The following is a 20,590-nucleotide window of genomic DNA, read 5'->3' as shown; positions in this document are numbered from 1 at the left end:
AATCTATGAATCTGGAATCCTTTAAACTATTTTATTCGATCGCCAACACAAGGAATTTTTCACAGGCAGCCAAGGAAAACCATATGTCGCAGTCAACAGTGAGCAGCCATATTAAGCATTTGGAAGAATATCTTGATACGAGGCTATTCGACAGATCGACCAAAAAAGTAGACTTAACGCATTCGGGGCAATTGCTGTATCCGAAGGTAGAAAAGCTGTTTTCGCTGATGAACGAAATATACAATGAGATGGAGAGCAGCAAGGATATGCTGTCCGGCCATTTAAAATTAGGTTCCAGCCTGACCATCGGAGAATATATTCTCCCGTTCCATATAGCTTCTTACAAAAGCCACTATCCATTTGTGAATGTCAGCCTGAAAATCAGCAATTCAGAGCATATTATCGAGCAATTGGGCCGCCATGAATTCAATCTTGGCTTCATTGAATCATCTGTTCCCTATCGGCATGTGAAGATGCAGCCTTTTCGGGAGGACCGGCTGATTGTGGTCGCATCCCCTCATTCCAAGTGGCTAAATGCGGCAGACATCACAAAAGAAGAATTGTTCGCACTTCCATTCATCAATCGGGAAAAAGGCTCCGGGACCAGGCAGGTCATGGAGGAATATTTAAGCAGGGACGGTTTTGACTTTGAACAATTATCGGTTGTGATGGAGCTCGAGCATATCGAATCGATTAAATCGGCAGTTGAGGCGGATATGGGTATCAGTATTTTATCGGAAGCGGCGGTAGCCAGGGAACTGCGCCTAGGTATCCTGAAGGAAATCAACGTAAAAGGCCTGGAACTGAAGAGATTATTTTATATGGTATATGTAGAAGAAGGACTGCAGCGGACAAGCCGAAAAATGCTCGAGCTTTTTGAGAAAAAGGGACTGTTATTGAATGCCCCAACTAAGAAAGGATGTCAGACATGGAAAAATTAGATCCAAAAAATCCGCTTCCATTGCATATTCAGCTGAAATTGAAAATTGAATCCCTCATCCAGGATGGATCATACAGTGAAAAGATTCCGAGCGAGCGTGAATTAATGGAGGAATATCAGGTGAGCAGAAGCACTGTCCGTGAGGCGGTTTCCCATTTGGTCCATGAAGGGATACTCGAAAAGGTGCATGGGAAGGGTACATTTGTATCCAGCAAGCCGATACAGGATTGGCTTGGAAGCATCAGCTCCACCACTGAAACGATACAGAAGATGGGCATGGCTTCAGATGCCAGACTATTGGAGCACGGCATTGTGAAAACGCCTGCCGACGTCTCTAATGCGATTCAGGATGAAGAAGCGTACTTCATCAAACGTCTGCGGTATGCCAATGATCTGCCGCTCGCTATTGAAGTCCAGTATTATCCGGTGGAAATAGGGGAAAAGCTAGCCCGGTATGACATAGATAAAGGGACTTTATACGATATATTGGAACATAATTTGCATATACAGCTGGAGGAAGCAGAGCAGGTCATTGCGTGCGCACCGTTGTCGAAGCAAGATGCATGTTTGCTCGAGGTTGATGCAGAGGCTTTTGCATTGATTACAGAGCGTATATTAAGCGATGAACAAGGGCGGATCATTGAATATTATGTCGGCAGCTTCCGGGCGGATTTGTACTCATTCCGGATGAAGCTTTCAAAGAAAAACAGCTGAAATGCTAGATCAGGAGGAATTTGATTCATTCGATTTTCCGATAAATAGAGTTGGAAATATCGATAGATAATATTAACAGAAAATATTGAATATTATGTAACTGTATGATTTAATCACCTTATAGTTCCTTAACCGAACTGGTACGGACGTCCTGATAACATTTCATTTATTTATGATGCAAACGAAATCACGATACGAATGGGGGAGTGGGCACATGATTATTGGAGTTCCAAAAGAGATTAAAAATAATGAAAACCGGGTGTCTCTTATACCCGCTAGTGTAAGCGCTATCAAACAACACGGCCATCAAGTGCTTGTACAGAAGGGGGCGGGTGCAGGAAGCGGCATAACGGATGACTTGTACAGACAGGCAGGAGCACATGTTGTAGATACGGCTGATGAGGTGTGGGCGGCAGACGTGGTTGTGAAGGTGAAAGAGCCGCAAAAAGAGGAGTACCGATTTTTCCGGAAAGAGCTGATATTATTCACGTACTTGCACTTATCCGCCGAGCCTGAACTGACTCAGGCACTGCTGCAGCGGGAGGTAACAGCGATTGCCTATGAAACGATCCAATTGGATAACGGGTCGCTTCCTCTATTGACTCCGATGAGCGAAATTGCCGGAAGAATGTCCGTCCAATTGGGAGCCCAGTTCCTGGAGAAGATGCATGGCGGCAAAGGGATTCTATTGGGGGGAGTTCCGGGGGTCAAGCCGGCTAAGGTGACCATTATCGGAGGAGGAGTTGTCGGGACAAACGCAGCCAAAATGGCAGCCGGGCTTGGAGCCGATGTCACCATCCTCGATATAAGCGCTGAAAGGCTGCGCCAGTTGGATGATCAATTTGCCGGGCGGATCAAGACGTGCATTTCCAACCCGTTCAATATCGAGCAGGAAGTGATTGCGGCGGATCTATTGATCGGCGCGGTATTGATACCGGGAGCGAAAGCCCCGCGGCTCGTTACATCGTCGATGGTTGAAAAAATGGACCCGAGCTCGGTCATTATTGATGTTGCCATCGATCAGGGCGGCTCTATTGAAACGATCGACCGGATCACCTCGCATGAAGAACCGACTTATACGAAGCATGGAGTGGTCCATTATGCAGTGCCGAATATTCCTGGCGCCGTCAGCAAAACGTCCACTTTCGCACTGGCGAATGTGACGACGCCATATTTAATCCAGCTGGCAGACAAAGGGCTGGAAAAAGCGCTTCTGTCCAGCCTACCGATGGAAAAAGGCTTGAATACATTCAAGGGGCGGATCACGCATAAGGCGGTAGCCCAAACCTATAAAGCTGTATGCTATCCATTCCAGAAGCTGCTTCAATCTGTTCCGGCAGGATTATAATCGAAAAACGATAACGAAGGGGGAATACGATGGAAACTGTAAAATTGAAAAATGCCGAGGAGCTTGCCCAAAAGGATAATAACCATTTGTGGCACGCAATGAGCCGCCATGTGGAAGGCGGAGCGCCTTTCATAGCGGAATCGGGTAAAGGCTCCTGGTTTACCGATATCAACGGCAAATCATACTTGGATGGGGTATCCGGATTGTGGTGCCTGAACGTCGGTCACGGCAGAAAAGAAATCGTGGATGCAGCCGCAGAACAAATGTCAAAACTCTCATATTTTCCACTCACCTTAAGCCATCTTCCAGCAATTGAACTCTCAGCCAAAATCAGCGAACTCCTAGGCGATTCATACAAAACCTTTTTCTCGAACAGCGGATCCGAAGCCAATGAAACAGCATTCAAAATCGCCCGGCAATACCACGCCCAAAACGGCAATCCGGGTAAATATAAATTCATTTCTCGGTATCGCGCCTATCATGGCTCCACCTTGGGCGCCCTTAGTGCCACGGCCCAGGCGAACCGCCGTGTCAAATATGATCCTGCGCTTCCGGGCTTCCTGCATGTGCCGCCGCCATATAGCTACCGTAATCCTTTTGGGGAGGGAGTGGCGGATTGCGACCAGGCGGCAGCCGATTTTATCGACCAGGTCATTAACTGGGAAGGTGCTGAAACTGTTGCCGGTGTCATCATGGAGCCGTTTATCTCCGGGGGAGGAGTCATTGTTCCATCTCCTTCGTATCTACAGAGGGTTGCCGAAATATGCCGCAAGCATGATGTCCTGCTCATTATGGATGAGGTTGTGTCAGGATTCGGCCGCACCGGAAAGATGTTCGGGTTCATGCATTCGGAAGGTGTCCAGCCGGATATCGTCACGATGGCGAAAGGGCTCACAAGCGGTTATCTGCCATTAGGCGCGACAGCTGTGAAATCGTCTATTTATGAAAAATTCAAAGGCAATGACAGCGATAATCATCTCCGCCATGTCTCCACATACGGCGGACACCCGGCAAGCTGTGCGGTTGCCTTGAAAAATATCGAGATTATCGAAAGGGAACAAATCGTTTCAAGAGTTGCGCAATTGGGCGAAAGCCATCTCGGCCGTTTAAAGGGATTGGCGAAGCACCCGAATGTCGGCGAAGTCCGCCATGCCGGTTTCTTGTATGGAATCGAAATGGTAGAGGATAAAGAATCGAAGAAGCCGGCTTCCGATGAGCTGATTACGAAAATCATCGGCTTCTGCAAACAAAAGGGTCTGATTATCGGCCGGAATGGGGATACCGTCCCTGGCTTCAATAATGTGCTGATCATCGCTCCGCCGCTATCATCGACGGAAGAGGATCTGGATTTCCTTATTGAAACGGTCAATCAAGCATTCGCATCCATTAACTAATCGAAATAGAGAAAGGTAGTGTTCAAATGGCAAAAGCAGAAACGGAATTAAAGGTAATGAGTAAGCAAAAGGTGAAAATGACGCCAAGTGAAGCAATAGTTGAGACTTTATTGGCAGAGAAGATCGATCAGATTTATGGAATTCTCGGTTCCGCGTTCATGGATATGCTTGATCTGCTTCCGGCGGCTGAGATTGAATTCATTCCGGTCCGCCATGAACAGAGTGCGGCCCACATGGCGGATGCCTATACTCGTGTGACGGGAAAAGCCGGTGTCATTGTGGGGCAGAATGGCCCGGGAATCACAAATATGGTCACTTCGGTTGCAGCAGCTAACATGGCCCATACTCCGATGGTCATCATTTCCCCTTCCGCGGGAACTAAGACGATTGGCTGGGACGGCTTCCAGGAATGCGACCAGGTATCGGTCTTCGATAAAATCACAAAGGCGACAGTGCGCGTCACACACCCAAGCCGGGTAGCAGACTGCCTTCGCACGGCTTTCCGGCTTGCCTACGCGGAAAGAGGGCCGGTCCTTTATGATATTCCGCGTGATTATTTCTATGGCGAGGTGGAGGATTATATCCTTGAACCGCATCAGTATCGTGTAGAGAAAAAAGGATACGGCGATTCCAATGCAATCGATCAAGCAGTCCAAGAACTATTGGCTGCCAAAAATCCCGTCATTATTTCAGGCAGGGGCGCTGTCGATGCAGACGCAGTGGATAATGTGAAGGAAATCGCTGACTATTTGACTGCACCTGTTGCTGTCTCTTATATGCATAACGACGCTTTCCCTTATGACCATGAACTTTCCGTGGGGCCGATCGGGTATATGGGCTCAAAGGCGGCGATGAATACACTGAAGGAAGCGGATGTTGTCCTGGCGATCGGAACTCGCCTGTCTGTATTCGGAACACTGCCTTGCTACGATATCGACTACTTCCCGACTCATGCCAAGATCATTCAAATCGATATCAACCATGCCAATATAGCCCGTACCCATCCTGTGGAAGTCGGAATTCTTGGCGATGCCAAAGATGCAACGGATGAGATATTGAAGCGCATGAAGGAAAGCGGCGGCAAGCGTGCAGTAAACGAGAGCAAGCTTCAAGATGTGGCCAAGGAGAAAGAAGCATGGGAGAAAGAATTGGTAGACCTCGCTATGGTGCCGGGCAAACCGATGAACCCTAGACGTGCGCTTTTGGAAATCTCCAGAACGATTACAGCGGATACAATCGTGTCATCTGATATCGGCAACACTTCTTCCACGTCCAATGCTTATTTGAAATTCAGCAAGCCGCGCAAGCATTTGGCTGCATTGACATTCGGCAACTGCGGTTTTGCCTATCCTGCTGCCATGGGAGCGAAATTGGCCGAGCCGGATTCACCGGTCGTGGCAATCGTCGGCGACGGCGCATGGGGCATGAGCCTTCATGAGGTAAGCACTGCCGTCGAGCAAAAGCTGCCGATCGTTGCGTGTGTATTCAATAACGGTGCATGGTGTGCCGAGAAGAAAAACCAGGTCGACTTCTATAATAACCGCTTTGTGGGAGCAGATATTGAAGGGCCGAACTTCGCAGATGTCGCCATCAGCATGGGAGCAAACGGTGTACGTGTCGATACACCGGAAGATTTGCGCGAAGCGCTTCAAACCGCTTTGCATGCAGACAAACCGACTGTCATTGATATCCAGGTCGATGGCACACAGCTGGCGCCTCCATTCCGTAAGGACGCCCTGCATCTGCCAACAAGAATCCTGCCTAAATATGCACATTTGGATCACCGTAACTGGTAAAAATGAAAAAGGGGCTATTCGATTGCGAAGCCCCTTTTTGTATCTTTATTTACTGGGTTTTAGGGTGGAAACGAAAAATAAAATCTGTGCCTGAAATGATTACAGCATTTTTAGGAGGAGAAGCAATGAACGAAAGGGTTGAGCTGAAAAAAACATTTAAGCAACATTGGGTGTGGGCAATCGCTTTAGGGTCGGCAATCGGCTGGGGCTGTTTTGTCCTCCCAACTGAATGGATGGGGAAATCAGGGCCATTAGGAGCCATATTAGGCTTGGCGATAGGCGGTCTACTCATGATGGTCATTGCCGTCAGCTACGGGGAATTGATTAAGAAATATCCGGTATCCGGAGGGGGCTTTACATATGCGTACCTTGGATTCGGCAGGGTGCACGCCTTCATATGCGGCTGGTTTTTGACGCTGGCTTACGTATGTATAGTCGCTTTGAATGCTTCCGCAATGGCACTTTTGGGCAAATTTGTAATTCCGTCTGTGGCCAATCTGTTTTTCATGTATGAGGTGAGCGGCTGGGAGGTTTATTTGGGTGAAGTCATCATTGCCAGCGTTTCGCTGATCATCTTTGCTTTTCTGAATATTAAAGGCACTTCTTTTTCCGGGCAAATGCAATTTATCTTTTGTGTCATTCTCGTATTGGGTGTCATTCTTCTGACCGCCTCCATGCTTTTGCATCCTGATACAAGCCTTTCCAATGCAAAACCGCTTTTCAACCCGAATATTTCTGTATTCTCCAGTATTCTAATCATATTGGCGATGGCGCCTTGGGCTTATGTGGGCTTCGATAATATACCGCAGGCAGCGGAGGAGTTCAATTTTCCGCCTAAGAAGGCATTCGGATTGATTATTTCTTCATTGGCATTCGCCATTGTCCTCTACTCATTCATGATCATTGCCAGCGCCGTATCGGTACCTTGGCAGCAGTTGGTCGCCGGCAAGCCGGTGTGGGGTACAGCGGACGTCGTTTCATCGACACTCGGGATCATCGGCTCCATCTTTTTGGTTTTATCGGTATTGATGGGCATTCTCACAGGTGCGAATGGGTTTTATGTTTCTTCCAGCCGATTGATGTTTGCCATGGGAAGGGCGAATATTTTGCCTAGCGCCTTCGCCAAGCTGCATCCTAAATATGGGACGCCCCATATCGGCATTATCGCGACGTGCCTGATCTGCCTGATCGCTCCGTGGTTTGGGCGGCAAGTATTATTGTGGATTGTCGATATGTCATCTGTCGGTGTGACAATTGCTTATTTATATACTTGCTGTTCCGCATACAAGCTATTTCGTTGGAAGCAGGAGGATATAGGCTCAGAGAAAACGGTTGCGCCTTTTAAGAAAGCAATCAGCCTGGTCGGCATTATCTCGAGCATTGCGTTCCTGTGCCTTCTGTTAATCCCTGGATCGCCATCCTTCATGGGAGTGCCTTCTATGATTGCTTTGGCCATTTGGACAGGCCTAGGCATCATTTTCTTCATTGTAAAGCAAAAAACATATATGAAATTGGATAAGGAAACGTTGGATTTCTATATCCTCGGTAAAAAAGGAGCCGAGGAGGAGTCGGCTGAAGAAGGGCTTGCCGCCGATCCAGCTTTTATCACGGTAGATAAATAGATAGATAGGAAGTGTTCCGGGAACAGTCTATTGCCTACTGCCGGAACACTTTTTATTTTGCTTGCCTATGGTGATAGAGCATGTGCCGTGAAGAATTGCTTCCCTAAAATGTTTAGGTATTTATCCCTATTTCAAGCAGAATAGGTTTTTACTTTTGATATATGTGCAATAGAAGTAATTATTCATAAATCTTACGGAATTAACAGGGGGATCATTAATGAGTGAAAGAGTGGAACTGCAGAAGACGTTTAAGCAGCATTGGGTTTGGGCCATCGCATTAGGGTCCGCTATCGGTTGGGGCTGCTTCATAATGCCTGCCGAATGGATTGGCGAGTCCGGTCCGTTGGGGGCGATTATCGGACTGGCGGCCGGTGGGCTGCTCATGATGGTTATCGCTGTCAGCTACGGAGAATTAATTAAGAAACATCCTGTCTCCGGAGGGGGATTTACATATGCCTATATAGGTTTTGGACGGATCCATGCCTTTATATGCGGCTGGTTTTTGACATTGGCCTATGTGTGCATTGTCGCTCTGAATGCATCGGCCATCGCGTTGTTGGGGAAATTTATTATACCAAAGGTGACCAATACCTTTTTCCTCTATAAAGTAGGCAACTGGGATGTGTATTTAGGGGAAATAATCATCGTCAGTCTTGCCCTCATCCTATTTGCGGCATTCAATATAAAAGGGACTTCTTTTTCCGGAAAAATGCAGTTTTATTTCTGTGTAGTCCTCGTATTGGGAATTCTATTCCTGACAGCTTCTATGCTGCTGCATCCTGATACAAGCATTTCGAACGTAAAGCCTCTGTTCAATCCGGATATATCCATCCTCTCCAGCGTTCTTGTCATGATGGCAATTGCGCCTTGGGCCTATGTGGGTTTCGATAATATCCCGCAGGCGGCTGAGGAATTTAATTTTCCACCAAGGAAAGCGTTTGGTCTGATCATTTCTTCTTTGGCATTCGCAGTGGTGCTATATGCGTTCATGATTATCGCGACTTCTGTTGCGATGCCGTGGCAGCAGCTTGTGGCAGGGAAGCCGGCCTGGGGAACAGCAGACGTCGTTTCATCGACATTGGGCATCATTGGATCGGTGTGTCTGGTCATATCTCTGTTGATGGGCATCCTGACAGGAGCGAATGGATTTTACGTATCGGCAAGCCGTTTGATGTTCTCCATGGGACGGGCGAAGATTTTGCCTGATGTCTTCGCCAAACTGCATCCTAAATACGGGACTCCTTATGCCGGCATCATCGTAACATGCCTCATTTGCTTGATTGCTCCGTGGTTCGGGCGCCAAGTATTGATGTGGATTGTCGATATGTCGTCCGTCGGAGTGACGATCGCTTATTTATATACATGCAGCTCGGCCTATAAGCTTTTCCGGTGGAGACAGGAGGATTTGGGTGCCGATAAACCGGTTGCTCCTTTTAAGAAGGCGCTCAGTCTTATAGGAATCGTGTCCAGTATCGTATTTCTTGGGTTATTGCTCATACCTGGTTCTCCGTCATTCATGGGAATACCATCGCTTATTGCTTTAGTTATATGGATTGTCTTGGGGATCATCTTCTTTATGGTTAAACGGAAGCAATATATGGCGATGGATAAAGAAGAGCTGGACTTCAATATTCTCGGGCAAAGCATTTCGGGTGAAAAAACAAATTGGTGATGGAATAGGAAAGGCGGGAATGGATTTTCACTCCTGCCTTTCCTTTTTAGAGAAGCCTATAGCGGCCTGGGAAGAAAAAAAGCGTGGAGGGGAGTGATGTCATACTCCGCTCCACGCTTTTTGACATGGACAATACTGAGGGTTCCTATCAGCTTATGAACATATTAATTAATAAGACTCCGGCAAGGCCGACCAAGGAAATGATTGTAACCATGATGGACCAGGTCTTGAATGTTTTTCCGATGGAAATATTGAAGTATTCCTTGTAGATCCAGAAGCCTGCATCATTCACATGTGAGAATGTCATACTTCCGGCACCTGCAGCGAGCGTCATTAATTCAGGGCTGATATGGGTTGCACCGACGAGCGGCGCGGCAATGCCCGCTGCGGTCATTCCAGCAACAGTGGCCGAACCGAGCGATACCCGCAATATTGCTGCAATCAACCAAGTCAGTAATAATGGGGACAGTGAGCTGCCCGCCATGATATCAGCGATATACTTGTCTACATGGCTGTCGATCAATACTTGCTTGAATGCGCCGCCCGCTGCGATGATCAATAGAATCATAGCGATGGAGGCAACTGATTCCGTAATGGTTTTCATGACATCGTTCATCTTTCTGCCGCGGTTGATGCCGAATGTAAAGATAGCGATAATGACGGCGATCAGAAGGGCGACACCGGGATCTCCCAAGAAAGTGACAATTGGCATGATGGATGAATCAGGCATGCAGATTTCAACAAAGGCCTGGATGGCCATTAGGATGACAGGAATTAAAGCAGTAAAGACAGAAACGCCGAATCCAGGCATTTCTTCATCTTTGAAATGCTTTGGATTGAATAGCTCCTTCGGAATATCCGCTTCGAGGTATTCCTTCTTGAATAACTTTGTATATAAGGGCCCGCCGATAATAACGGCAGGAATAGCGATGATAATTCCATAAAGCAATGTTTTGCCCAGATTCGCTTGAAAGATATTGGCGATTGCTGTCGGCCCTGGGTGCGGCGGAACAAAGCCGTGGACGGTAATGAGTGCGGCCACAACCGGCATACCGATATATAAAATAGGCACTCCTGCTTCAAGAGCGATTGTGAATACCAATGGAATCAATACAACAAAACCAGTTTCATAGAATAAGGCGATGCCGACAACGAAGGCTGTCAGCACAGCGGCAAGCTGGACGCGCTTGACGCCGAAGCTTTTGATCAATGTTGATGAAATTCGTTGGGCGCCGCCGGAATCAGCCATCAGTTTACCGAGCATCCCCCCGAAGCCGATAACCAAGGCGAGGCTTCCGAGCGTCCCGCCAAGACCGTTCTTGATGGAAGTCATCGCATCAATCGGAGACATCCCTTCCATAATTCCGACAAGCAAAGCGGTTACGATCAATGAAATGAAAGCGTTTAACTTAAAGACCACCATTAATAATAGCAAAATGGCTACCCCAATACAGATATAGACTATTGGCATGTCATCCCTCTTCTCTGATGTATTTGGCAAAGATCCTCATCCAGGATCCTGCGTGATTATTTCTCCCTATCCCATTCAAACCAATATCCTGATTTGAATTATAGGTCCGCCAGCGGAAGGGGAGAGTCCCCAATACCGCCCGGGCCTATTAATCCTCTTAGTTGTGTTGAAGCATGTCTACAACGTCTTTTAAATCTGTTTTTGTTCCTACGTTTCCGGGGAATATCACATAGGACATGCCCGGGAATTTGCTTTCATTTCCGGTAAGCCAAACAGGGATGCCCGGTTTCACTTGACCGAGGACGGTAGCGCGTTTGACGCGAAGGCCTTTCGTGCCGACATCGGAGGAGGTTATGCCTCCTTTGGCGATTAAGAAATTCGGCTTCACCTGTAAGCGGGTGACGATGCTTGTCACTGCATCGGAAATTTCGACGGACATTTTCAATTCTTCTTCCTTCCGGTCAGGCCCGAGATCCAGACGCTCCCTGCTTGTATAGACTGCGACTGTTTTTCCTGAAGAAATGAGCGTTTCGCAGTTTTCTATGACACGGTCGCATTCTTCTTTGAACTTATCCTTCTGAAGGACAAGGTGGCTGTTGAATTCAATGAATGTAATGTCTTCCAGCTTCTTCAGCTCGTCCAGCTGCTCGGTTGTTTTTTTGACATGGGAGCCGATGATGATGAGGCCGCCGTTGCCTGTTTCTTCTTTGATTAGCTCTTCTCTTGTAAGAAGAGGGCGATTGTCCACGCCGCCAATGACCTTCGGCAGTGCCGCGGCAGAGCGGAATAGAAAATTTTTCCCTTTTTTCAAACAGTTGACCAAAGCTATCGTGAAAATCTTGACGTCATATTCATCAATCGCATTTACGATGACTTTTCCGAAATCTTTTACGTTCATCAATTGGCCGGTAATGCTATCGATATTCATGGAGCGTATATCGTCCAAAGAAATATAGGCAGCGTCTGCGGCCTTATATGCCCCGTTTGTTTTTTCTTCAATCCATTCGCCCAAATGCGACTTTGTATAGCCGAATGTCCGGTCCTTCGCAAATTCAGTTTCGCCTGCCGGAATCAGCTCATCTCCATTTTGGACATAGTGGATATTATTCATTGTATATCGGCCGCCTTCTTTAAAGAAAGGAAGAAGGATTTCACCGTCGAATACTTTCTCTGTCGCAGCTTCCACTGTTTTTCTCAGCGTTTCTGTTTCGAGCGGATAATGGCCGCGAAGGGTGGAATCGCCCCGGCTGATAATGAGAAAATCCTTCTTTTGCGCGTTTGCAACCTTCACAACCATATTGGCGATATCCGTATGGGCCGCCTCTGTTTCAGCTGCTGTAAATCCCCGTGAATTTGTGAGGATGAAGAACATTGAATTCTCTTCCTGGAAAGCTTTTGTCAGGCTTTCTTCTGTCCAATCGGTATAGACAGAAATATCATGCACCGTTTGGACTCCAGTTGGATCATCATCCAGAACAATGATTTTTTTATTGAGATCTTGAAGCGATTGCTGCAATAATCCATCAATGGCTTTACGGTCGATCTCCTTCTGTGCGGTTAAAATATCTGCGTTCATTATGTCCCCTCCCATAGAAGCTCTTCTTATTGAACAGTGATGTTGGCTAATTTTTCGTAATATTGGACAATGCCGCCATGGTCATCGCCTGCTTTTCCATCTGCTTTCAAGGCATGGAAAATTTCAAGCAGGTGGCTGGAAAGTGGAAGCGGCACATCGAACTCATGCGCAGTGTCCATCACATTTGTAATGTCTTTCATATTAATATCGATGCGTCCGCCCGGTTTGAAATTCCGTTCCAGAATCAATGGTACCTTTGCATCAAGTACGGAGCTTCCGGCAAGGCCGCCTCGGATTGCTTTATACATTTGTTCAATGTCGATGCCCATTTTTGCCGCCAGTACAAGCGCCTCTGACATCGCTGCGATATTTAAATTCACCATGATTTGGTTAGCCAACTTGGCCGTCACGCCACAGCCGTTTTCGCCGACCAATGTTACATCGCTTCCCATTGCCTGAAGGACAGGAAGAGCACGTTCAAAGCTTTCCTTGGAGCCGCCAACCATGATGGCCAGCGTACCATTGATGGCTTTCGGTTCGCCACCGCTTACAGGTGCGTCCATCATATCTGCCTCTAATTGCTGTGCGGCAAGCGCCAACTCCTTTGTTACAGCAGGAGTGATGGAGCTCATATCAATAATCAGGGCCCCTTTTTGTATGCCTTCCAATATCCCGTTTGCTCCAGCGACCACTTCTTTTACATGCTTTGAAGCTGGAAGCATGGTAACAATGATCTCGCTGTTTGCCGCTACGTCTTTTGGCGAAACAGCTTTCATTGCTCCTGCGTCAGCGACGTCATTCACAGCATCCGTATTTAAATCGAAGACGGTGATTTCATAGCCTGCTTTGAGAAGATTCAATGACATCGGCTTCCCCATTATGCCTAACCCAATAAACCCAATCTTTGTTGTCATGATGTTTCTCCACCCTTCATTCGTTCATATATTGTGTTTGTTTGCTTAAAAATAGACTTATCGTTTTGAAAACGGTAACAATTCTGTTTACAGTGTAGATTGTATACTAAATTTTTAAAAATGTATACAAAAAATAATTAAATGTATACAATTTAATCAAAAAAGGATCCATTCGATATCCTTTTGTATGTAATAGAACTCATATTTGATATGATAAAATCATTGCAATGATTAGAATGGGGTGAAACCATTGTTGGAAAAAGAACATTCACGGTCTGCATCACAACAATGCTATGAAATACTGAGGGACCAAATCCTGAATGGAGAGCTGCCTGGAGGGGCCAAAATGGTCGAAGAAAAGGTAGCGGCGAACTTGGGAGTAAGCCGGACACCGATCCGCGAAAGCATACGGATGCTTGAAAATGAAGGCTTAATCGTTAAGAAAAAGGTCGTGCAGCCAACCGAAAAGGACTTGCGCAATATGTTCCAGGTACGCATCCTGCTGGAGGGCTATTCAGCTGAGTGTGCAGCCTCTTATTTAGATGAAGAAGGGGTGGCTGATCTGCAGGAATGCGTCCGCATCGGACATACAGGGACAAAAGAGGACATTATGGTCGCCAATGAGCAATTCCATGATATTATTGTACGTTCCAGCAATAATCCAGTCATGATCGATATTATTGACCGGATGAAATCCATTATCTATCTGTTCAGAAAAACGGTTGTTTTTTATAATCGCCCGCAGCTCATTGAAGAGCATCAGCAAATATTGGATGCCATTAAGGAGCGGGATGGAAAAAGGGCAGAACAATTGATGAAGGAACATTTGCAGGCCGATATGGTATTCTGCCTTCATTTACTCGGAGACCGCCATTGAATATATAGCTTCAGGCATAGGAAAACGCAAGGGGATGGCCCTTGCGTTCTTTTAATGTAAGGCTGCTTCCGTAATTTTTCGTATGTCCACTGTCGAGATGATATCCTCATTCACGAGCTCGGACAGAACTTCATCAATGAAGTAACGGACGGATGCAAGGTCTATATGCTTGATGACAATAAGTGCATCATGGTACATATCGACGAAAACAGGCTCTGCATTGCCGCGCTGTATTTCAGTGAAAGCCTCGTATATCAAATCGATTTTGTCTGCAGCCGCCAGAATCAATCCTTCAATGCTGTCATCCTTGCCTTCCTTCAGCCGCCCTCTATATATGTCCTTATATTCTTCAGGAAATTCCGTATCGATGAATTTGGCTGTCATGCCTTCTTCGACTGTCGAGAGCATTGCCCTTAATTCAGGTGTCCAATATTTAACCGGTGTTTTAATATCACCGATGAAAATCTCAGGGTAGTCATGATTGAGTGCTTTTTCGTAGAGCAGTTTCCAGTCGATCACTGTTCCATTTTTCTCTTCGACTGTTCCGAGGAACTGGGCATACTGTGCCACCTTGAATGAATGGCTGGCAACTGTATGCCGTTCAAACATAAATTCTCCCGGACAGCGTTCAATCCGCTCCAACTTGGTCAAGCTTTTAAAATAGGCGTGTATTCCCATGGCAAACTCTCCTTCCGATCTATTAAGCATCCTCTATGGGGTAAGGAATTATCCAGTCTTTACCCTTTTTTGTTCATTTACGAACGTTGAGGGGAAAACACTGAAAATTAAGTTTCTTGCTATCATACATGATTCAGTCAGTGATTGCCAAGCTAAAAGGAGTTAAAGGCATAAATTGGCTACATAGAACAAGGGCAGAAAGGTAAATGGTTATAGGTATAAAGACCTAAAGAAACCGTTTGCATTCTCCGCCTTCTAGCACTTGTTGGTACATGTTTCGACATGCAGAATGAAATTTGACCAGTAAAATCCAAAGCTAGACATCGCATACATATTTTCTGTTTCTTTACTGGCCAAACCAAATACAAATATAGAGGAGAGTGTGACATGAAAGGCATGAAAAAGACATTCATTCTGTTTTTGGTATTTCTGCTCAGTTTCGGGATTACATCGCAGACATTAGTATCAAAAGCCGATGCTGCTATGACAGTTGCTGATGCCATTAAGAACAACAGTGGTACAGGAACGGTGGAAGGCTATATTGTCGGATATACCTCCAGCTCGAAATCGTATGTATTCAGCGCTCCTTTCAAGGATGATAACAATCTAGCGATCGCTGATTCGCCGAATGAGAAGGATCCGGCTAACATTTTGCCAGTACAGCTGACATCAAGCTTCCGGGCGGCTTTCGGATTAAATAGCAATCCGGCCAATATCGGGAAGAAAATTTCAGTGAATGGCAGCTTGGAAGCGTATTTTACTGTGCCTGGCTTGAAGTCGCCAACCAAGATTGAATTCATAGAGGAAGGCGCTCCTCAAAAAGCGGAAGAAGCGGTTGCATCACCGGCTGCAGGTGCAGTGAAAGCAGGAGCGGCTGTAAGCTTGAGCGCGAAAAATGCCGACGCCCAGATCCATTATACTGTGGATGGAAGCGCACCGACTGAAAGCAGCCCTGTTTATAAAGAACCGATTGTGGTCAATCAAGATATGACCATCAAAACAATTGTTGTTCAATCTGGTTTAAAGAACAGCGATGTGTCAACATTCGCTTATAAAGTGGGCAAGACAGGATTGCGGATCCATGATATTCAGGGAGCGTCCCACATATCTCCATATGAACATGCTTATGTGGCCGATGTCGAAGGAATCGTCACGTATGTAGATGATGCCAATAATGCCTATATCCAGGATCAAAAACCGGATAAGGATGATAGAACCTCAGAAGGCCTTCTTATATATAAGAAGCAACACGGACTGCAGGTCGGTGATGTAGTGAAAGTAAACGGACAGGTAAAGGAGCAAGTATTGTCTGGATATTCAGAGAAGCTTCTGACAGATTTGTCAGTGACTGAAATCAATGCATCTTCCATCACTGTTGAAAAGAGCGGACAGGCTTTGCCGAACGCAATCGAAATCGGAAAAGACCGTAAACAGCCTACGGAAATCATTGACAATGATGCATTTGCCATATTCGATCCAAACCAGGATGGAATCGATTTTTACGAAAGCCTAGAAGGAATGCTTGTTGAAATCAAGGATGCCAAAATCATCGCTCCTCAAAACTACGGTGAACTATATGTCGTGCCTGGCAAGGTGAAAACAACGACAGATGCCGGCGGCTTGCGCATCACCGAAAAGGATTTCAATCCAGAGCGTGTCATCGTCGACATAGCCGATAAATCCTTTGTAGCCAAAACAGGAGATTCCTTTAAAGGAAGCATTACGGGCGTAGTCAGCTACGGCTACAGCAATTTCCGTGTGAAAACAAAGAAAGACAATTTGCCGGAGTTCAAAGAAGGCAAAACCTCAAGAGAAACAACTTCCATTAAGAAAAAAGAGAAGAAATTGACGATCGCTTCTTACAATGTAGAGAATTTCTCTGCAAAAGACAGCGATGAAAAAGTAACGAAATTGGCGACTGCGATCGTGAAAAATTTGAATCAGCCGGATATCATCGGATTGACAGAAGTGCAGGACAATGATGGAGCCGCCGATACGGGTACAACCGATGCGACGGAAAATTATAAAGTCCTTGCTGCTAAAATCAAAGCATTGGGCGGACCAGCGTATGCATTTACTGAAATCGCTCCAGAGAACAACAAAGATGGAGGAGCGCCAGGCGGAAACATCCGTGTAGGCTTCCTCTACAACAGTGAACGTGTCACGCTTGCAGAAGGCAAAAAGGGAAGTGCGACAGAAAGCGTCGGATTTGCAAACGGCAAACTAACGTTGAACCCGGGACGAATCGATCCGACCAATGAAGCCTTCGCTTCAAGCCGTAAGCCATTAGCGGCCCAATTCCTGTTCAACGGAAAAAGTGTCATCGTTGTGGCCAACCACTTCAATTCAAAGGGCGGGGATCAGCCGCTATTCGGCAAGAACCAGCCTCCATTGCTGTCAAGCGAAGTACAGCGCATGAAAATCGCCAACATTGTCAACGGCTTCGTTAAAGACGTAAAAGCAAAAGACAAGCATGCAAATGTCGTGCTGCTCGGCGACTTCAACGATTTTGAATTCTCCAATCCATTGAAGGCAGTTGCCGGCAAGGAATTGACGGATATGATCAATGAAGTACCTGCGAAAAAACGATATACGTATTCCTACCAAGGAAATGCACAAGTGCTGGATCATATACTTGTGACGAAAAATATGGCTTCATCCACTAAAGTGGACATCGTCCATATCAACTCGCAATTCATGGAGCAGCACGGCCGTGCGAGCGACCATGATCCTGTGCTGATCCAGACGGAACTAAGCGGGAAATAAAGGAATACCTCTTCACAGATGGAGAAACTCAGAAAAGAGATCGAGTGGTCAACACTCGATCTCTTTTGTTGCGAACAGAAATGTTTCCTGCTGCTATTGTAAGTTATCCACTGGCTTGCGCCGCTGCTCATTCTGTTTTTCTCTTTGCTTCAATGATGTACCGATCGGGGGCGTCGCCGACAAAATAAAAGGGATAGCAGGTGGATAATGTCAGTATTTCTTCGGGTGCTGTATTGCGGATGACTTCTTTGTTGCTGCTTTTGACGATATAGGTTTTATAGATGGTATATTCATAGGTTGAATTTGTATCCTTATATAGTAAAGCATCACCGGTTTTTAACGTCCCCAACTGCCGGAATACGGTATCCCGGTGCCCTGACAATAGAATTTGATTACGTCCCCCAGGCAATGAAGACTGCGCATAATGTCCGACTCCTTTTGCCAGGTCGTCCTCGTCTGTGCCCTCCACAATCGGCAGCTCCTTCTGTATGCCAGGAATCTCAAGAATGCCAATTACATCACCGGTCTTCCATTTTTTCTGGCTGGTGGTTATGGCAGGTGGATCGACAGTAGAGTGCTTATTCTCTTCAATAATAGTTTGGATTTTTTCAAGTGCCTCCTGTTGATTTCTGCTATTCATATTCATTTGCCATAGCGTATAACCCGTCATTCCAATGCCGATTGACAGCATGCCTGCGCCAATTACCGTCCATATTTTATTTTTTTTCATCAGCAATGCTTTTTCGGTATTTGATAAAACCGAGAATGAAAGAGAATTCCTCTAATGTAATCCCTTGCTCCTGCACCTCTTGCAGTAATTCAACCCAACCTGGTTCAAGATCGATTTTGGCCGGTTTTGTTCCCAGCAAATCTTCAACTTTCACATCCAGGCTGGCAGCTATTTTCGAAAGGACATTCAATGAGGGATTCTGCTGAAGCCCCCGTTCGATATTGCTCAGATATGATTTGGAAATCCCTGTTTGATCAGCCAGTTGGTTTAGTGTCAAATGCCGTTTTTTTCTACATTTTTTAATACGTTCTCCTATCATATAGGCCGCTCCTTCTTCTCTATTCCTATTTTTGTTCATCATTGTGGACATGTTTATCTCATTGGACTAGGCCGGATGAACCCATGTCTCTTATGGAGAAACCTTCATTCAGGAATGTTCTCCTTATATCGTACATTATAAAGAACTATTCGTTCTTTAAAAAATACGAAATATTGAGGAAAAGGAAGATAATTCGTTTAAACGAACAAAAACATATGAATTTTGCCAGTATTTGGACGAATTTGCCCTTTTTCAAAGTGTCAATAGCTGTACTATACTCCATTTATAAGTTCTTTAAAACGAACGAAAAAGCAAGGAAGGAATTTGAACTATAAAGGGGTGATTCAAATTCGATATGTTTGCTCGAAAAAGCTTCGAAAGACGTATAAACGCCTCAAAGTGGTTACAAAATTGACCGTTTTATGGTGTGCTCTTGTCGGTTTCTTCATGTATATCACCCATGACACTAATGCAACAATAATCGATAAAGAGGAAGATGAGCTGACTGTCCAGGCCTGCAACAATTTCCTTGATGGAGACTGTGATGAAATCCCTACGCTTACACCTTATTTACTAGGAGAATCAGATTGTCCGGATGACACAGTAGCTGAGGATAAAGAACTATCAGATGGAGTGAAAGAAAAGGAAGCTGTATCTGAGGGGAAAGATGGGGAAAAAGCACCAGATCACCAAGAAGAATCTACGGCTGATGACACTGATGAAAGTGGCAGCTGCCATAAGGCTGTGAAAAAGAAAGAAGAATCGAAAAAGCCTGCTGAAGAACAAACTAAGCCGCCTGCCGACCAAAAACAAGAAACACCTAAGGAAGAACAAAAGCCGGCAAATCCTAAACCTTCCGAGCAAAAGCCAGCAGAAACGAAACCAGCAGATCCAAAGCCGGATCAAACGACTGAGCCAACCGATGAACGTCCAAAACAGCCAGAGAAAACGAAGCCGCCTGTTGAATCAAAGCCTGAAACAAAACCTGATCCAAAGCCGGATTCTATTGTACCGGAAACCAAGCCAAGTGAAACGCAGCCGACAGGAGCGGAATCACAACCGGCTGAAACAAAATCCGACCAGTCCAAACCATAATAGTGGAAGGAGTGTACTAATACGTAATGAAGAAAACGATGAAGATTATCAGCAACATCATTTCCGTACTCTTAGTCATTGTATTGCTTTGTATGATTTTTATTGTCGTATCAACCAAGGCTTCTGGCGGTGAGCCTCAGGCGTTTGGCTATAAATTGAAGACCGTCCTATCCGGATCGATGGAGCCGGAATTCATGACTGGTTCCATCATTGCCGTCCAGGATGTAAAGGATAAGAAGAATTTGAAAAAAGGCGACGTCATTACCTTTATGAAGGATGAAAAGAATCTGGTAACCCACCGGATTGTGGAAGTCATGAAAAACGGCGAGCAGGTTCTCTATAAAACAAAGGGCGACAATAACAAAGTGGCCGATACCGAGCTTGTGCAATCATCCAATGTGGTTGCAGAGTACAGCGGCTTTACCGTTCCTTACCTTGGCTATTTCCTCGATTTCGCCAAGTCTCCAAAAGGAACCGCCATTCTATTGATCGGTCCAGGGGTTCTTTTACTAGGCTACTCTGTCATGACGATCATTCAGGCAGTCAGAGAGATTGATAGAAAGACGAAGCGACAGAGCGAACCGCCGGCAAAATCTGCTTAAGGGAATTGCTCCCTCAACCAGGGAGTTCCAATATACGCCCGGAAAAAGGGTAAAAAAATTAAAAGGGAAACGGGAG

Annotated in this window: 17 protein-coding genes; 11 read left to right on the top strand and 6 right to left on the bottom strand. The window is 45.9% G+C overall.

Features of this window, described 5'->3' with window-relative positions:
- The first annotated feature begins 5 nt into the window (after positions 1 to 5).
- From ABC357_RS18725 to ABC357_RS18695, 7 genes are all read left to right on the top strand, one after another.
- A complete protein-coding gene (locus tag ABC357_RS18725; protein ID WP_412889119.1) occupies positions 6 to 941 on the top strand; it encodes a selenium metabolism-associated LysR family transcriptional regulator in 936 nt (311 codons plus the stop codon).
- The gene (locus ABC357_RS18720; protein ID WP_412889118.1) at positions 929 to 1,654 is read left to right on the top strand and encodes a GntR family transcriptional regulator; all 726 of its coding nucleotides are present in this window, start codon (positions 929 to 931) and stop codon (positions 1,652 to 1,654) included. Before ABC357_RS18725 ends, ABC357_RS18720 begins: the two co-directional genes overlap by 13 nt.
- Positions 1,655 to 1,868: 214 nt before the next feature.
- Positions 1,869 to 3,002, top strand: coding sequence for an alanine dehydrogenase (gene ald, locus ABC357_RS18715; RefSeq protein WP_412889117.1), 1,134 nt, complete (start codon positions 1,869 to 1,871; stop codon positions 3,000 to 3,002).
- Positions 3,003 to 3,031: 29 nt separating this feature from the next.
- The gene (locus ABC357_RS18710; RefSeq protein WP_412889116.1) at positions 3,032 to 4,396 is read left to right on the top strand and encodes an aspartate aminotransferase family protein; all 1,365 of its coding nucleotides are present in this window, start codon (positions 3,032 to 3,034) and stop codon (positions 4,394 to 4,396) included.
- 26 nt (positions 4,397 to 4,422) lie between these two features.
- A complete protein-coding gene (xsc, locus tag ABC357_RS18705) occupies positions 4,423 to 6,192 on the top strand; it encodes a sulfoacetaldehyde acetyltransferase (RefSeq protein WP_412889115.1) in 1,770 nt (589 codons plus the stop codon).
- Positions 6,193 to 6,317: 125 nt separating this feature from the next.
- Positions 6,318 to 7,814: an APC family permease gene (locus ABC357_RS18700; protein ID WP_412889114.1), complete on the top strand. Its 1,497-nt coding sequence runs from the start codon at positions 6,318 to 6,320 to the stop codon at positions 7,812 to 7,814.
- A gap of 217 nt (positions 7,815 to 8,031) precedes the next feature.
- Positions 8,032 to 9,486 carry an APC family permease gene (locus tag ABC357_RS18695; protein ID WP_412889113.1) on the top strand — a complete coding sequence of 485 codons (1,455 nt, stop codon included), beginning with the start codon at positions 8,032 to 8,034 and terminating at the stop codon, positions 9,484 to 9,486.
- Positions 9,487 to 9,634: 148 nt separating this feature from the next.
- Here the strand turns inward: ABC357_RS18695 and ABC357_RS18690 are convergent, their stop codons facing one another.
- The 3 genes from ABC357_RS18690 to garR all read right to left on the bottom strand — a co-directional run bounded on the left by ABC357_RS18690 (position 9,635) and on the right by garR (position 13,447).
- Positions 9,635 to 10,957 carry a gluconate:H+ symporter gene (locus tag ABC357_RS18690; protein ID WP_412889112.1) on the bottom strand — a complete coding sequence of 441 codons (1,323 nt, stop codon included), beginning with the start codon at positions 10,955 to 10,957 and terminating at the stop codon, positions 9,635 to 9,637.
- Between the two features lie 157 nt (positions 10,958 to 11,114).
- Positions 11,115 to 12,533, bottom strand: coding sequence for a four-carbon acid sugar kinase family protein (locus ABC357_RS18685; RefSeq protein ID WP_412889111.1), 1,419 nt, complete (start codon positions 12,531 to 12,533; stop codon positions 11,115 to 11,117).
- 26 nt (positions 12,534 to 12,559) lie between these two features.
- A complete protein-coding gene (gene garR, locus ABC357_RS18680; protein WP_412889110.1) occupies positions 12,560 to 13,447 on the bottom strand; it encodes a 2-hydroxy-3-oxopropionate reductase in 888 nt (295 codons plus the stop codon).
- A 250-nt stretch (positions 13,448 to 13,697) separates the two neighbouring features.
- Here garR and ABC357_RS18675 point away from each other — a divergent pair, with 250 nt between their 5' ends.
- On the top strand, positions 13,698 to 14,324 hold the full coding sequence (locus tag ABC357_RS18675) for a GntR family transcriptional regulator (protein ID WP_412889109.1): 627 nt from the start codon (positions 13,698 to 13,700) through the stop codon (positions 14,322 to 14,324).
- 51 nt (positions 14,325 to 14,375) lie between these two features.
- Here the strand turns inward: ABC357_RS18675 and ABC357_RS18670 are convergent, their stop codons facing one another.
- Positions 14,376 to 15,002, bottom strand: coding sequence for an HD domain-containing protein (locus ABC357_RS18670; RefSeq protein WP_412889108.1), 627 nt, complete (start codon positions 15,000 to 15,002; stop codon positions 14,376 to 14,378).
- A 396-nt stretch (positions 15,003 to 15,398) separates the two neighbouring features.
- Here ABC357_RS18670 and ABC357_RS18665 point away from each other — a divergent pair, with 396 nt between their 5' ends.
- Positions 15,399 to 17,768 (top strand): DUF6359 domain-containing protein, encoded by a 2,370-nt coding sequence (locus ABC357_RS18665; protein ID WP_412890072.1) that lies wholly within the window; start codon positions 15,399 to 15,401, stop codon positions 17,766 to 17,768.
- Between the two features lie 127 nt (positions 17,769 to 17,895).
- On the opposite strand, the gene ABC357_RS18660 is transcribed toward ABC357_RS18665, so the two are convergent.
- Both ABC357_RS18660 and ABC357_RS18655 read right to left on the bottom strand, forming a co-directional pair.
- Positions 17,896 to 18,498 carry a class D sortase gene (locus ABC357_RS18660; protein ID WP_412889107.1) on the bottom strand — a complete coding sequence of 201 codons (603 nt, stop codon included), beginning with the start codon at positions 18,496 to 18,498 and terminating at the stop codon, positions 17,896 to 17,898.
- A complete protein-coding gene (locus ABC357_RS18655; RefSeq protein ID WP_412889106.1) occupies positions 18,485 to 18,817 on the bottom strand; it encodes a helix-turn-helix domain-containing protein in 333 nt (110 codons plus the stop codon). The genes ABC357_RS18660 and ABC357_RS18655 overlap by 14 nt, the downstream gene beginning before the upstream one ends.
- A 411-nt stretch (positions 18,818 to 19,228) precedes the next feature.
- Here ABC357_RS18655 and ABC357_RS18650 point away from each other — a divergent pair, with 411 nt between their 5' ends.
- Positions 19,229 to 19,912: a prolipoprotein diacylglyceryl transferase gene (locus tag ABC357_RS18650; protein ID WP_412889105.1), complete on the top strand. Its 684-nt coding sequence runs from the start codon at positions 19,229 to 19,231 to the stop codon at positions 19,910 to 19,912.
- A 26-nt stretch (positions 19,913 to 19,938) separates the two neighbouring features.
- On the top strand, positions 19,939 to 20,514 hold the full coding sequence (sipW, locus tag ABC357_RS18645) for a signal peptidase I SipW (RefSeq protein WP_412889104.1): 576 nt from the start codon (positions 19,939 to 19,941) through the stop codon (positions 20,512 to 20,514).
- The last annotated feature ends 76 nt before the right edge of the window (positions 20,515 to 20,590 follow it).

Source organism: Bacillus kalamii (assembly GCF_047238185.1).
Lineage (GTDB): Bacteria > Bacillota > Bacilli > Bacillales > DSM-1321 > Bacillus_AD.
The sequence above is the reverse complement of the archived record's forward strand: the minus strand, read 5'-3'. Positions and strand labels throughout refer to the sequence as shown.

Excerpts from the sequence above, each read along its gene's own strand:
- ald (WP_412889117.1), top strand. The coding sequence starts at position 1,869 with ATGATTATTGGAGTTCCAAAAGAGATTAAAAATAATGAAAACCGGGTG.
- ABC357_RS18725 (WP_412889119.1), top strand. The coding sequence starts at position 6 with ATGAATCTGGAATCCTTTAAACTATTTTATTCGATCGCCAACACAAGG.
- ABC357_RS18670 (WP_412889108.1), bottom strand. The coding sequence starts at position 15,002 with ATGGGAATACACGCCTATTTTAAAAGCTTGACCAAGTTGGAGCGGATT.
- garR (WP_412889110.1), bottom strand. The coding sequence starts at position 13,447 with ATGACAACAAAGATTGGGTTTATTGGGTTAGGCATAATGGGGAAGCCG.
- ABC357_RS18720 (WP_412889118.1), top strand. The coding sequence starts at position 929 with ATGGAAAAATTAGATCCAAAAAATCCGCTTCCATTGCATATTCAGCTG.
- ABC357_RS18665 (WP_412890072.1), top strand. The coding sequence starts at position 15,399 with ATGAAAAAGACATTCATTCTGTTTTTGGTATTTCTGCTCAGTTTCGGG.
- ABC357_RS18690 (WP_412889112.1), bottom strand. The coding sequence starts at position 10,957 with ATGCCAATAGTCTATATCTGTATTGGGGTAGCCATTTTGCTATTATTA.
- ABC357_RS18685 (WP_412889111.1), bottom strand. The coding sequence starts at position 12,533 with ATGAACGCAGATATTTTAACCGCACAGAAGGAGATCGACCGTAAAGCC.
- ABC357_RS18710 (WP_412889116.1), top strand. The coding sequence starts at position 3,032 with ATGGAAACTGTAAAATTGAAAAATGCCGAGGAGCTTGCCCAAAAGGAT.
- sipW (WP_412889104.1), top strand. The coding sequence starts at position 19,939 with ATGAAGAAAACGATGAAGATTATCAGCAACATCATTTCCGTACTCTTA.
- xsc (WP_412889115.1), top strand. The coding sequence starts at position 4,423 with ATGGCAAAAGCAGAAACGGAATTAAAGGTAATGAGTAAGCAAAAGGTG.
- ABC357_RS18700 (WP_412889114.1), top strand. The coding sequence starts at position 6,318 with ATGAACGAAAGGGTTGAGCTGAAAAAAACATTTAAGCAACATTGGGTG.
- ABC357_RS18655 (WP_412889106.1), bottom strand. The coding sequence starts at position 18,817 with ATGATAGGAGAACGTATTAAAAAATGTAGAAAAAAACGGCATTTGACA.
- ABC357_RS18660 (WP_412889107.1), bottom strand. The coding sequence starts at position 18,498 with ATGAAAAAAAATAAAATATGGACGGTAATTGGCGCAGGCATGCTGTCA.
- ABC357_RS18695 (WP_412889113.1), top strand. The coding sequence starts at position 8,032 with ATGAGTGAAAGAGTGGAACTGCAGAAGACGTTTAAGCAGCATTGGGTT.